Annotated in this window: 15 protein-coding genes; 2 read left to right on the plus strand and 13 right to left on the minus strand. The window is 71.5% G+C overall.

What is annotated here, in order from left to right; genetic code table 11:
* Positions 1-150: 150 nt before the first annotated feature.
* The gene (locus tag ACZ3UD_RS24875) at positions 151-822 is read right to left on the minus strand and encodes a TerB family tellurite resistance protein (RefSeq protein WP_465591700.1); all 672 of its coding nucleotides are present in this window, start codon (positions 820-822) and stop codon (positions 151-153) included.
* A gap of 240 nt (positions 823-1,062) precedes the next feature.
* Positions 1,063-2,859: a 2-isopropylmalate synthase gene (gene leuA / locus ACZ3UD_RS24880; RefSeq protein WP_465591703.1), complete on the minus strand. Its 1,797-nt coding sequence runs from the start codon at positions 2,857-2,859 to the stop codon at positions 1,063-1,065.
* Positions 2,860-3,192: 333 nt separating this feature from the next.
* Here leuA and ACZ3UD_RS24885 point away from each other — a divergent pair, with 333 nt between their 5' ends.
* The gene (locus tag ACZ3UD_RS24885; RefSeq protein WP_465591706.1) at positions 3,193-4,215 is read left to right on the plus strand and encodes a M4 family metallopeptidase; all 1,023 of its coding nucleotides are present in this window, start codon (positions 3,193-3,195) and stop codon (positions 4,213-4,215) included.
* A gap of 77 nt (positions 4,216-4,292) precedes the next feature.
* Positions 4,293-4,559, plus strand: coding sequence for a protealysin inhibitor emfourin (locus ACZ3UD_RS24890; protein WP_380613745.1), 267 nt, complete (start codon positions 4,293-4,295; stop codon positions 4,557-4,559).
* Between the two features lie 40 nt (positions 4,560-4,599).
* Here ACZ3UD_RS24890 and era read toward each other — a convergent pair whose 3' ends face one another.
* The 11 genes from era to ACZ3UD_RS24945 form a co-directional block, all read right to left on the minus strand.
* Entirely contained in the window at positions 4,600-5,529 is a 930-nt protein-coding gene (gene era, locus ACZ3UD_RS24895) for a GTPase Era (RefSeq protein ID WP_387624308.1), read from the minus strand.
* Between the two features lie 60 nt (positions 5,530-5,589).
* Positions 5,590-5,772 (minus strand): hypothetical protein, encoded by a 183-nt coding sequence (locus ACZ3UD_RS24900; protein WP_465591710.1) that lies wholly within the window; start codon positions 5,770-5,772, stop codon positions 5,590-5,592.
* 66 nt (positions 5,773-5,838) lie between these two features.
* A complete protein-coding gene (locus ACZ3UD_RS24905; protein WP_465591713.1) occupies positions 5,839-6,192 on the minus strand; it encodes a cytidine deaminase in 354 nt (117 codons plus the stop codon).
* A 164-nt stretch (positions 6,193-6,356) separates the two neighbouring features.
* Positions 6,357-6,905, minus strand: coding sequence for a DUF4383 domain-containing protein (locus tag ACZ3UD_RS24910; protein WP_465591716.1), 549 nt, complete (start codon positions 6,903-6,905; stop codon positions 6,357-6,359).
* 39 nt (positions 6,906-6,944) lie between these two features.
* Entirely contained in the window at positions 6,945-7,181 is a 237-nt protein-coding gene (locus tag ACZ3UD_RS24915) for a hypothetical protein (RefSeq protein ID WP_224279450.1), read from the minus strand.
* A 33-nt stretch (positions 7,182-7,214) separates the two neighbouring features.
* The gene (locus ACZ3UD_RS24920; RefSeq protein ID WP_465591719.1) at positions 7,215-8,504 is read right to left on the minus strand and encodes a hemolysin family protein; all 1,290 of its coding nucleotides are present in this window, start codon (positions 8,502-8,504) and stop codon (positions 7,215-7,217) included.
* Positions 8,505-8,559: 55 nt separating this feature from the next.
* The gene (gene ybeY / locus ACZ3UD_RS24925; RefSeq protein ID WP_063347517.1) at positions 8,560-9,054 is read right to left on the minus strand and encodes an rRNA maturation RNase YbeY; all 495 of its coding nucleotides are present in this window, start codon (positions 9,052-9,054) and stop codon (positions 8,560-8,562) included.
* A 14-nt stretch (positions 9,055-9,068) separates the two neighbouring features.
* Positions 9,069-10,100 carry a PhoH family protein gene (locus ACZ3UD_RS24930; RefSeq protein WP_465591737.1) on the minus strand — a complete coding sequence of 344 codons (1,032 nt, stop codon included), beginning with the start codon at positions 10,098-10,100 and terminating at the stop codon, positions 9,069-9,071.
* A gap of 280 nt (positions 10,101-10,380) precedes the next feature.
* Positions 10,381-11,304 (minus strand): ribonuclease Z, encoded by a 924-nt coding sequence (locus ACZ3UD_RS24935; protein WP_465591724.1) that lies wholly within the window; start codon positions 11,302-11,304, stop codon positions 10,381-10,383.
* Between the two features lie 5 nt (positions 11,305-11,309).
* On the minus strand, positions 11,310-11,663 hold the full coding sequence (locus ACZ3UD_RS24940) for a histidine triad nucleotide-binding protein (RefSeq protein ID WP_465591727.1): 354 nt from the start codon (positions 11,661-11,663) through the stop codon (positions 11,310-11,312).
* A gap of 56 nt (positions 11,664-11,719) precedes the next feature.
* Positions 11,720-12,418 (minus strand): RDD family protein, encoded by a 699-nt coding sequence (locus ACZ3UD_RS24945; RefSeq protein WP_465591730.1) that lies wholly within the window; start codon positions 12,416-12,418, stop codon positions 11,720-11,722.
* Positions 12,419-12,621 lie beyond the last annotated feature (203 nt).

Genomic DNA, 12,621 nt, shown 5'->3' on the forward strand with positions numbered 1-12,621 from the left:
CCGCGGGGGCGCCCGGGGTCGGGCAGCCGTGTTGCCCGCACCGGGGCCGTGGGGGAGGACCACTGCGGTGCGGGTCACGGCGGGCCCGGAGGGGGGTCGGGCCCGTTTGTGGGGGATACGGAAGGTCTTCTCGAAGGGGGCCGGCAGGCCCTACAGGTTCTCGTACGGTGCCCGGGTCGCCGCCTCCAGCAGCTCCGTGACCACGGACTGCGGCAGGTCCAGGCAGCGCCCGACCGCGGCCAGCGCCTCCCGCTCCTGCGGCAGGTAGCGCCCGTCGGCCAGGGCGATCGCGGCGCCCTGCAGCAACAGCCGCTCACGCCCCTGCTGGGCCAGGTGCGGGGCGAGCGGTTCGAGCACCGCGTGCAGTTCCACGGCGAGGCCCCCGGCCATCCCGTGGGCGTCGTAGAGTTCGCCGCCGAGCCCGGACAGCGCGGCGAGCGCGGCCAGCACCTGGGCCTCGCCGCAGTCCTCGAACCCGGCCTCGCGCACGGCCGTGCAGGCGGCCTCGCGGGCCGCCCGGTGGGCGGTGCCGCCGGCCGCGAGCAGGGCCAGCGCGACGGTGTACTGGCCGTCCCGCAGCATCCCGCCGAGGCGCACGCTGGTGGGCTGTTCCAGGGCCTCGATGCCGTACCGGCCGTGGCAGCTGGTGCACTGCACGCTGCCGATCACCGGCCCGAGCGGGACCACCGGGGCCCCCAGGAGCCGCAGCCACCGCCGGCCGTGCTGCCGGCGGTAGTTGCGGTCCCCGCCGCAGCCCGGGCAGAAGAAGTCACCGAGAACGTCAGTCCGCCACCGCGGGCGAACACCCCACAACCTGGTCACGGCGCCACTCCCCAGACATGGCAGGCGGCCTGCACAACTATGGGCAGGTCACGCGACCGGACACCGAGGCCGTCCCACCGACCCGGCTTTCCGGTGGATCGATGTTGCCATGGTTACCGGCACGTGTCAGTACCTCGAACGGCTTCCGGTTCGAAAAAATGTGGCGCAGGACACAACGGGCGACCTGGAGCGGCGAAGGGCCGCCCCGGAGGACGGCCCTTCGCATACCACCTGTACGAATTAACCGCGCCGCGAGCGGTTGACGGCGCTGATCATCGCCTTCAGCGAGGCCAGCACGGTGTTGCCGTCGATGCCCACGCCCCACAGCACCTTGCCGTCCACCGCGCACTCCACGTACGCGGCCGCCTGGGCGTCGCCGCCCTCGCTCAGCGCGTGCTCGGCGTAGTCCAGCACGCGTACGTCCACGCCGATCCGGGCCAGCGCGTCCGCGAAGGCCGAGACCGGGCCGTTGCCGGTGCCGTTCAGGGTCACCGGCGCGCCGTCCACCACGGCCTCGGCGGTCAGCGCGTCCCGGCCGTCCTCGGTGGTCAGGGTGCGCGAGCCGGCCAGCGACAGCCGGCCCCACGGGTTGGCCGGGGTCGGCAGGTACTCGTCCTCGAAGACCCGCCAGATCTCGGCCGGGGTGACCTCGCCGCCCTCGGCGTCGGTCTTGGCCTGGATGATCCGGGAGAACTCGATCTGCATCCGGCGCGGCAGGTCCAGCTTGTGGTCGTTCTTCAGGACGTACGCCACACCACCCTTGCCGGACTGGCTGTTGACCCGGATGACCGCCTCGTAGGTGCGGCCGACGTCCTTCGGGTCGATCGGCAGGTACGGCACGCCCCAGGTGTGCTCCTCCACCGGTACCCCGGCCGCCTTCGCGTCCGCCTCCAGGGCGTCGAAGCCCTTCTTGATGGCGTCCTGGTGCGAGCCGGAGAAGGAGGTGTACACCAGGTCGCCGGCGTACGGGTGGCGCGGGTGCACCTCCATCTGGTTGCAGTACTCGGCGGTGCGGCGCACCTCGTCGATGTCGGAGAAGTCGATCTGCGGGTCGATGCCCTGCGAGAACAGGTTCATCCCCAGCGTCACCAGGTCGACGTTGCCGGTCCGCTCGCCCTGCCCGAACAGGCAGCCCTCGATCCGGTCCGCACCAGCCATGTAGGCCAGCTCGGCGGAGGCGACGGCGGTACCGCGGTCGTTGTGCGGGTGCACCGACAGGCAGACGAACTCGCGGCGGGACAGGTTGCGCGACATCCACTCGAACTGGTCGGCCTGCACGTTCGGAGTGGCCCGCTCGATGGTGGCCGGCAGGTTCAGGATGATCTCGCGGCCCTCGCCCGGCTGCCAGACGTCCATCACCGCCTCGCAGACCTCCAGCGCGAAGTCCAGCTCGGTGTCCACGAAGATCTCCGGCGAGTACTGGTAGCCGAAGACGGTGTCGTCGCCCAGCAGCTTCTCCGCGTACTCCATCACCAGCCGGGTGCCGTCGACGGCGATCGCCTTGGTGGCCGCCTCGTCGTTGCGGAACACCACCCGGCGGAACAGCGGAGCGGTCGCGTTGTACAGGTGGACGGTCGCCCGCGGGGCGCCGACCAGCGACTCCACGGTCTTCTCGATCAGCTCCTCGCGGGCCTGGGTCAGCACCGAGATGGTGACGTCCTCCGGGATCGCCCCCTCCTCGATCAGCGACCGCACGAAGGCGTGGTCGGTGGCGCCGGAGGACGGGAAGCCGACCTCGATCTCCTTGTAGCCCATCCGCACCAGCAGGTCGAACATCTTGCGCTTGCGGGCCGGGGACATCGGGTCGATCAGCGCCTGGTTGCCGTCCCGCAGGTCGGTGGAGAGCCAGCGCGGCGCCTTGGTGATCACCTTGCTCGGCCAGCTGCGGTCCGCCAGGTCGACGGTGCCGAAGGGCAGGTAGCGCCCGTGGCGCATGCCCGAGGGCCGCTGGCGCACGGAGGCGGCGGTGATCGGCGTGGGCCGGTCGACGAAGGCGGGAGCGGCGGGGACGGACGCGGCGGAGCTCTGCTCGGTCATGGAGGTGACTCTCGGCTTCCTGTGGATGCGTGGTGCGGGGCGGGTCGGGAGTGATCAACACCGACTGGCCGGCCTCTGCTGCCGCTCGCGATTCGCCATCGAACCGCCGTTTCCGCGCACAGCTCGTTCCCCGCGGCGAGGGAGCCGGCCCTGTGGACTACAGGCCCTCGACGCGGCAGCTAAGAAGAAGCAGCCCGTTGCGCATGATGCCCCAGCGTAACCCAGGGCCGCGCGCCCCCGAAGTGATCCGGGCTCCCGTTCCACTCCTTGAGACGCCGACTGGTCACGCCAAGGGTGGTGACAACCGGTCATCGAGGCCTCACTCTGGGCCACATGACCGCATCGATACCGATCTGCGCGATCGTCCCGCCGTTCGTCCTGGACCGCCTCGCCGAGGCCGGTCACGAGCCCGCCGTCCACTCCCTCGCCCTCGACGCCGCGCACCGCGCGGCCCGTCTGAGCCCTCCCCCGCCGGTCGCCGCCGACCCGGGCCTCAACCGGGTGATCGCCGACTCCGGCCATCGCCAGCGGCTGCCCGGCCGCACCGTCCGCACCGAGGGCCAGGCCCCGGTCACCGACACCTCCGTCAACCACGCCTACGACGGTCTCGGCGACACCTTCGCGCTGTACTCCGACGTCTTCGGCCGCGACTCGATCGACGGCCAGGGGCTGCGCCTGGACGCCAGCGTGCACTACGGCCAGAACTACGACAACGCCTTCTGGGACGGCCAGCGGATGGTCTTCGGCGACGGCGACGGCGAGATCTTCGGTGACTTCACCGCCTGCATCGACGTCATCGGCCACGAACTCACCCACGGCGTCACCCAGTTCACCGCCGGCCTGGAGTACCAGGACCAGCCCGGCGCGCTGAACGAGTCGGTCTCCGACGTCTTCGGCTCGCTGGTCAAGCAGTACGCGCTGCACCAGAACGCCGCCGACGCCGACTGGTTGATCGGCGCCGGGCTGCTCGCCCCCGGCATCCAGGGCGTGGCGCTGCGCTCGATGAAGGCACCCGGCACCGCCTACGACGACCCCCAGCTCGGCAAGGACCCGCAGCCCGCGCACATGCGGGACTACGTGCAGACCTCGGAGGACAACGGCGGGGTGCACATCAACTCCGGCATCCCCAACCACGCGTTCTACCTGCTGGCCACCGCCCTCGGCGGCCAGGCCTGGGACCGCGCCGGACGGATCTGGTACGACGCGCTGACCGGCCGCCGACTGCCCGCCGACGCCGACTTCACCGCCTTCGCCCGGGCCACCGTGGCCGCTGCCAAGGCCCGTTACCCCGATCAGTCCTCGATCGCGGACACCGTCACGGCGGCCTGGGCGCAGGTGGGGGTCAGCCCGGGCTGACCGACGGCTGAGACGCTTGAGGTCACGGTCCGGGAAAAGCGCCGCAAAAGCCTTCCCTGCGTAGCACCATGGACACCATGCGCATCCAGGTGACCCGGACCGGCGGCCTCGCCGGAATCGTCCGCCACGCGGAGCTCGACACTGCCGAGCGCGTGGACGCCCCGCACGTCCACGCGCTCGCCCGCGAGGCCGTCGCGGGCGGGCTGCGCGCCCCCTCGTACGGGGTGCCGGACGGCTTCCACTACGAGATCACCGTCGACAGCCGGACGGTGTACTGCGCCGACCCCAAGCTCACCGACTCGCAGCGCGAGCTGGTGTCGCTGGTGCTGCGCGAGGGGGCGTGACCCCCGCGCGCAGCACGCACCGTCGTCGCCGACTTCCGGGTCAGAAGCCGAGCTTGCGCAGCTGCTTAGGGTCGCGCTGCCAGTCCTTGGCCACCTTGACGTGCAGGTCCAGGTAGACCGGCGTGCCGAGCAGCGCCTCGATGTGCTTGCGGGCGGTGCTGCCGACGTGCTTGAGCCGGGAGCCCTTGGCGCCGATCACGATCGCCTTCTGGCTCTGCCGCTCGATGTAGACGTTGGCGTGGATGTCCAGCAGCGGGCGGTCCGCCGGGCGGCCCTCGCGCGGCAGCATCTCCTCGACCACGACGGCCAGCGAGTGCGGCAGTTCGTCCCGCACGCCCTCCAGGGCGGCTTCGCGGATCAGCTCGGCGACCATGATCTGCTCGGGCTCGTCGGTGAGGTCGCCCTCCGGGTAGAGCTGGTCGCCCTCCGGCAGCAGCTTGGTGAGCAGGTCGGCGGCCAGCTCGACCTGCTTGTCGCCGACCGCGGAGACCGGGATGATCTCGGCCCACTCGAAGCCCAGCTCGATGCCGAGCTGCTGGACCGCGATGAGCTGCTCGGCCAGGCGCTTGGAGTCGACCAGGTCGGTCTTGGTGACGATGGCGACCTTCGGGGTCTTCTTGATCCCGGCGATCTCCTTGGCGATGAACTTGTCGCCGGGGCCGATCTTCTGGTCGGCGGGCAGGCAGAAGCCGATCACGTCGACCTCGGCCCAGGTGGTGCGGACCAGGTCGTTGAGGCGTTCGCCGAGCAGGGTGCGCGGCTTGTGCAGACCGGGGGTGTCGACCAGCACGAGCTGGGCGTCCGGGCGGTGCACGATGCCGCGCACGGTGTGCCGGGTGGTCTGCGGGCGGTCGGAGGTGATCGCGACCTTCGTCCCCACCAGGGCGTTGGTCAGGGTCGACTTGCCCGCGTTGGGGCGGCCGACGAAGCACGCGAACCCGGAGCGGTACGAGGAGGAAGGGGCATTCATGGGCTCCATTCTCCCTGATCACCGGAGCCGCGCCGTCCGGGGCCGGTCCTCACCCCGCGCTCAGCCCTTCTCGTCGCCCCGCCCGATCAGCGAGAACACCACCAGCAGCACCAGGAAACCGATCGAGCCCCAGAGCCAGGCCGGCGAATCGGTCTCCTGCCACTTGCCCATCCCCATCACGAACAGCAGCAGTCCGGCGATGAACGCCAACGCCCCCATGCCCCAGCCCCTCACCGAGTTCACTCCCCCGGTGAGATTATCGGCTGAGCACATGGGGGCAACGCCCACGGTACGAGCTGCCGAGGGGCCTCAGCGGGCCTCGGTCGACACCCGCAGCATCCCGTCCGGACCGGCCAGCAGCACCGGCGTCCCGGCCCCGCCCAGGTCCCGTACGGCGGCCAGGTCGGCTTCGGCCGGCTGCCCGGCCTCGCTCACCACGGCGGCCGCCTCCAGCGATTTCGCGCCGCTGGCCACCGCCATCGCCACCGCCGTCTGCAGGGCGCTCAGCTTCAGCGACTCCAGCGCGACCGTCCCGGCTACGTAGGTGCGGCCGGTCTCGTCACGCACCGCAGCCCCCTCGGCCACGCCGTTGCGGGCGCGGGCCGAGCGGGCCAGGGTGATGATCTTCTTGTCTTCGGGATCGAGCTCGACGATGTCACTCATGCCGCCGAGCATAGGCCGCCGGTGAGCGGGCGAGCCCCGCCCCGAGCCGAAGGGGCGCGCCGGTGTCGAAAGGGAGAAGCGACAAGCGAGGCACGAGCGCCGGAGCGCCGACCGTCGACACCGGACCCGAGCGCCCCGGAGGCGAGCGGGCGAATCCCCGCGGATCAGTGGCCGACCGGGTGGGTCCGCCCCGGGTTGGGGTTCATGATCTTGACGAAGGTCTTCGGCCCGGAGGGCTGCGGTTCCTCGCGTTCGATCCGCTCGCGCCAGAACGGGTTGTCGTGCGGCAGGTGACTGCTCACCCGGCCGTACATCCCGAAGGTGGTCACGACGATCCCGAAGATGAACGCGAACAGCACGTTCGACATCCGGAAGTTGAGGATGTTCGCGTCCGGCCGTCCGAGCACCGTCAGTCCGTAGAAGCCGGACAGGACGAACAGCACACCGACCACCATGTTGAGGTTGGACGCGAAGTTCCCGCCGATGACCGCCCCGACCACGAGGATCGCGCCCACCACGATGGACAGGATGCTCAGCGCGCCGTTGGTCGACAGCCCGGCGATCCGGTCGCCGCGGGTGTCCAGGAAGCCCGGGTGGTCGGCCAGCCCCAGGGCCCCGAACACGATCAGGAAGATCCCCCCGAGTGCCGCCCCGACCCGCCACACCAGGGCGAGCCGGCGGTCGACGGTCGGCAGTTCGTCGTGCAGCTTCATGGCGACCTCCAGAGCTCGCCGAAAGCCGAGTGGCTCGGCCTAGCTGTAGGGATGGCTCCCCTGCATGTGCGGTGTCTCGTGCATGTAGAGCGAACCGCACTGCTGGCAACAGCGCAGCCCGGTACCCCAGTCCTGCTCCGGCCGCGTCTCGGCGTCGTCGGGCATGGTGCGGCCGCAGAGCGCCGTCGACAGGTCCTCGTCCCGCACCACGTGCCAGGACTTGACCCCGCCGGCCGCCCCCTGCGGGCCGTACTCCGCCCGGAGTTTGTGCGTCATGCCCTCCATGGTCGCGCGGCGGCCCCCGACCCGCTACTCGCCCGCGGCGTCCTCGGCCCCGACCGCCTTGCGCACGGGCGAGGCGACCATCGAGCCGATCCGGTTGCGCCGGCCCGCCGAGGACTCGGCGGTCAGCAGGATCCCGGTCAACCCGGTGTCCTCCGGCTCCGGCAGCGGGATCTCGCAGGAGGAGCCGGGGATCGGCACCCGGCCGAGGTGCTTGGCCAGCAGACCGCCGACGGTCTCGACGTCCTCGTCCTCCAGCTCGATGCCGAACAGCTCGCCCAGGTCCTCCACCAGCAGGCGGGCGGTGATCCGGTACGAGCCGTCGCCGAGGTCCTCGATCGGCGCGATCTCCCGGTCGTACTCGTCGGTGATCTCGCCGACGATCTCCTCCAGGACGTCCTCGATGGTGACCAGGCCGGCCGTGCCGCCGTACTCGTCGATCACGATCGCGACGTGCGAGCGGCGCTGCTGCATCTCGCGCAGCAGGTCGCCGGCCGGCTTGGAGTCCGGCACGAAGACGGCCGGGCGCATCACCGCGCCGACCTCCTCGGCCTCCGCCTCACGGTTGATGTGGGTGCGGCGCACCAGGTCCTTGAGGTAGACGATGCCGACCACGTCGTCCTCGTTGTCGCCGACCACCGGGATCCGCGAGAAGCCCGAGCGCAGTGCCAGGGTGAGCGCCTGGCGGACGGTCTTGTGCCGCTCGATCATCACCAGGTCGGTGCGCGGCACCATCACCTCGCGCACGATGGTGTCGCCCAGCTCGAAGACCGAGTGCACCATCCGGCGCTCCTCGTCCTCGATCAGGTCGTCCTTCTCGGCGAGGTCGACCAGGGCCCGCAGCTCCGCCTCGGAGGCGAACGGCCCCTCCCGGTAGCCCTTGCCCGGGGTCAGCGCGTTGCCGAGCAGGATCAGCAGCCGCGGGATCGGGCCGAGCACCGCGGCCAGCGGCAGCAGGACGAAGGAGGCGGCGGTCGTGGTGGAGATCGGGTGCTGGCGCCCGATCGTGCGCGGCGAGACGCCCACCGCGACGAAGGACACCAGCACCATCACGCAGAAGGCCAGCAGCACGGCCTGCCAGGTCGGGTGGAGGTTGCGCACGCACACCGCGGTGACCAGGACGGCCGCCGCCATCTCGCTGGCCACCCGGATCAGGGTCGCCAGGTTGAGGTAGCGGATCGGGTCGGAGGCGACGGTCAGCAGCCGCGCGGAGCCGCGCCGACCGTTCCGAACCGCCTCCTCCGCCCGGAACCGGGAGACCCGGGAGATGCCCGCCTCGGCGCACGCGGCCAGCCAGCCGAGCACGACCAGCGCCACGGCCCCGAGGATGAAGCTCGTACTCTCACCACTCACAGGGGTTCGGGCTCCGCGCTCAGTGGGTGGTGGGGGCCGGCGAGAGGCCGCCGAGACCGCGGCCCGCCCGCCAGTCGTCCAGGATGCGCTTCTGGAGGGCGAACATCTCCTCCTCTTCCTCCGGCTCCTCGTGGTCGTAGCCGAGGACGTGCAGCACCCCGTGGACGGTGAGCAGCTGCAGCTCCTCGTCCATCGAGTGCTTGGAGGGGGCCGCCTTGCCCTGCTGCTCGGCGACCTCGGGGCAGAGCACGATGTCGCCGAGCAGGCCCTGCGGCAGCTCCTCGCCCTCCTTGCCGGGACGCAGCTCGTCCATCGGGAACGACATCACGTCGGTCGGGCCGGGCAGGTCCATCCACTGGATGTGCAGCTCCTCCATCGCCGCACCGTCCACCAGGATCACGGACAGTTCGGACTGCGGGTGGATCCGCATCTTGTCCAGGGCGAAGCGGGCGACGTCGAGGATGGCTTCCTCATCGGCGTCCCAGCCGGACTCGTTGGCGATGTCGATCGACATGACGGGCTGTGTGCTCAGCTTTCGGTGCGATGGGACTGTCGGGGTGCGCGGGCCACTGTGGTCTTGCCCGGGCGGCGCTGGGCGGGCTTGCGGGCGACCGGGGCGTTGTCCTCGGCCTCCTGCCGGGCGTCCCAGCGCTCGTAGGCGTCCACGATCCGGCCGACCAGCTTGTGGCGGACCACGTCGGTGCTGGTGAGGACGGAGAAGTGGATGTCCGGCACGTCGGCCAGGATCTCCTGGACGACCTTGAGACCGCTCCGGGTGCCGCCCGGGAGGTCGATCTGGCTGGTGTCGCCGGTGACCACCACCCGGGAGTTGAACCCGAGGCGGGTGAGGAACATCTTCATCTGCTCGGGCGAGGTGTTCTGGGCCTCGTCGAGGATGATGAAGGCGTCGTTGAGGGTGCGGCCGCGCATGTACGCGAGCGGGGCGACCTCGATGGTGCCGGCCGCCATCAGGCGCGGGATGGAGTCCGGGTCCATCATGTCGTGCAGCGCGTCGTACAGCGGGCGCAGGTACGGGTCGATCTTCTCGTAGAGGGTGCCGGGCAGGAAGCCCAGCCGCTCGCCCGCCTCGACCGCCGGACGGGTCAGGATGATCCGGTTGACCTCCTTGGCCTGCAGGGCCTGCACGGCCTTGGCCATCGCCAGGTAGGTCTTGCCGGTGCCGGCCGGGCCGAGGCCGAAGACGATCGTGTGCTTGTCGATCGCGTCGACGTACCGCTGCTGGTTGAGGGTCTTGGGGCGGATCGTGCGGCCGCGGTTGGACAGGATGTTCGCGGTGAACACCTGCGACGGGGCCGGGGAGTCCGGGTCCTGCTCCTGGCTGCGGAGCATGGCGATCGAACGCTCCACGGAGTCCTCCGTCAGGGGCTGGCCGGTGCGCAGCACCAGCATCATCTCGCTGAAGAGCTTCTGCACGAGGGCGACCTCGGCACGGGCCCCGGTGGCGGTCACCTCGTTGCCGCGGACGTGGATGTCGGCGGCGGGGAAGCCCTGCTCGATCACGCGCAGCAGCGAATCCGCCGTGCCGAGCAGGGTGACCATCGGGTGCTTCTCGGGGATGACGATCCGGGCGCTCACGCGGCCGTCGTCGGCCGGTTCGGGACGCGACTGTCCGTTCGTACGGGTCTGCGATGTGTCACTCATAGGTCGGCGCTGGGGCCTGCCTCATCCCATCCGTGGTGTCGTGTGCCGCTCGGTCTCTCCGGGGCACCAGGGTACGCCGCGAGCGTGATCGCTGCGGCGGGCGGCGGGGCCGCACCGCACGATGCTGCGGCAGATCGGGGGACGACGCGACCGCTTTTCCGACGGGGTCGCGCACTGGTCACGGGTGGCGGCGGGCCGGGACGGGCACCCGGGCGAGGTCGGCGGCGAGCACCAGGTCCCCGTCGAAGTGCTTGCGGGCGTCGGCCAGGTGCTGGCCGAGGTCCGGGTAGCGCTGGGAGAAGTGGGTCAGCACCAGGGTGCGCACCCCCGCCTCGGCGGCGGCCTTGGCGGCCTGACCGGCGGTGAGGTGGCCGTGGTCCTCGGCGAGGTGGGCGTCGGCGTCGGTGAAGGTGGCCTCGACCACCAGCAGGTCGGCGCCCTCGGCGAGCCGGTACACACCGTCGCAGAGCCGGGTGTCCATCACGAAGGCGAAATTCTGGCCGGGCCTGGGCTCGCTGACCTGGTCCAGGGTGACGGTGCGGCCGTCCACCTCGATCGCGCCCTCGTGCTGCAGCCGGCCCACCGCCGGGCCGAAGACGCCGAGTTCGGCGAGCCGTTCGGGCACCAGGCGGCGGCCGTCCGGCTCGGACAGCCGGTAGCCGAAGGACTCGACGGGATGGTCGAGGCGGATCGCGTCCAGCGCGAAGCGGGCGCCGGGGGCGGGCAGCGGGCCCGGCTCGTCGATCGGCCGGGGCCGCAGCACGGCCGTCTCGTGGTAGGCGGTGGCGTGCCGCAGCCGCTCGAAGTAGACCTCGCCGGACGCCGGGAAGTACACGTCGACCGGGTGCGGGACGCGGTCAAGGTTGATCCGCTGGATCACCCCCGCGAGGCCCAGGCAGTGGTCGCCGTGGAAGTGGGTCACGGCGATCCGGGTGATCTGGGTGGCCGAGACCCCGGCGTGCAGCATCTGCCGCTGGGTGCCCTCGCCGGGGTCGAAGAGCAGGCCCTCGCCGTCCCAGCGGAGCAGGTAGCCGTTGTGGTTGCGGTGCCGGGTGGGCACCTGGCTGGCGGTGCCGAGGACGACGAGTTCGCGCTGGGACACGTAGGTCAGACCATGCTCTCGGTCATGCTCTTGCCGCCCAGCACGTGGACGTGGGCGTGGAAGATCGTCTGCCCGGCGCCCGTACCGGTGTTGAAGATCATCCGGTAGTCCGCAAGGCCCTCGTCCCTGGCCACCGCGCCCGCCTCGGCGAGCAGTTCGCCGGCGATCTCCGGCTCGGCGGCGGCCAGCGCGGCGGCGTTCGGGTAGTGGACGTGCGGGATGACCAGGACGTGCACGGGGGCCTTGGGGGCGATGTCGCGGAAGGCGAGGGTGCGCTCGGTCTTGCGCACCACGGTCGCCGGGATCTCGCCCGCCACGATCTTGCAGAACAGGCAGTCGGACTGCGGCTCGCCGGCCATCGGTCTCTCCTCGGGTTCGTCGTGGATCACGGTTTCACGGGCCGTACGGGCGCAGCCTAGCCGAGCCGCCCGACCGCCTGCTCGTACTCCTGCAGGTGCTTCCAGCGCACCGACCGCATGCCGACGATGTCCCCCTCGGACACGTCGAAGTCCTCGGACAGGAGGACCACCGCCAGGTAGACGAAGCCGAGCAGCCAACGCCGCGTCAGCCGCCACATGTTGGGGCGCATGACGCGCTTGCGGCGCACCACCCGCAGGGCCAGGACCCCCTTGCCCACACTGAAGCCGGTGAGCCGGGCGAGCACCACCTGGTTGAGGAAGGAGGTGATCAGACTGACGCCCAGGAACGCCACCCAGAACGGCACCACCGGGCCGCTGCCGTGGTGGGCGGCGTGGCCGGCCGCGTGCACGGCGGGCTTGGCCCGGTTCGCGGTGTCGGAGGCGACGGCGGCGGCGAAGCCGGCGCCGAGGGCGAGGGCGAAGTCGAGCACGATCGCCAGGAACCGCCGCCCGGCGTAGGCCTCCTCGGGGCACGGCGGGAGCGTGGGCTGCGCCTGCGGGTAGGGGTTCGCCGCGAACGGCTGCTGCTGGTACCGCTGTTGGTACTGCGGCGGGTACGGCTGCTGCTGGGCCGGATACGGCTGCTGGCCGTACGGGCTCTGCGCGTACGGGTTGGGCCCGTAGCCGTTCTGCGGCGGCTGCGGCTGCCCGTAGCCGTTCTGCGGGTACTGCGGCGGCGGATAGCCCTGCGCCATGTGCTCCCCCGTGAGCTGTCGATCAAGATCCCGATCAAGGACAGCCCCGCATCCTACCCAGGCCCCGGCGCGGGGGGGGGGGCCCCCCCCCCCCCCCCCCCCCCCCCCCACACCCCCCCCCCCCCCCCCCGGGCGGCCCGGGCCCGGCCCGGGTGGGCCCCCCCCCCCCCGGGGGCGACCCACCCCCCCCCGCCCCGGCCGGG

Source organism: Kitasatospora sp. NPDC023118 (assembly GCF_055560875.1).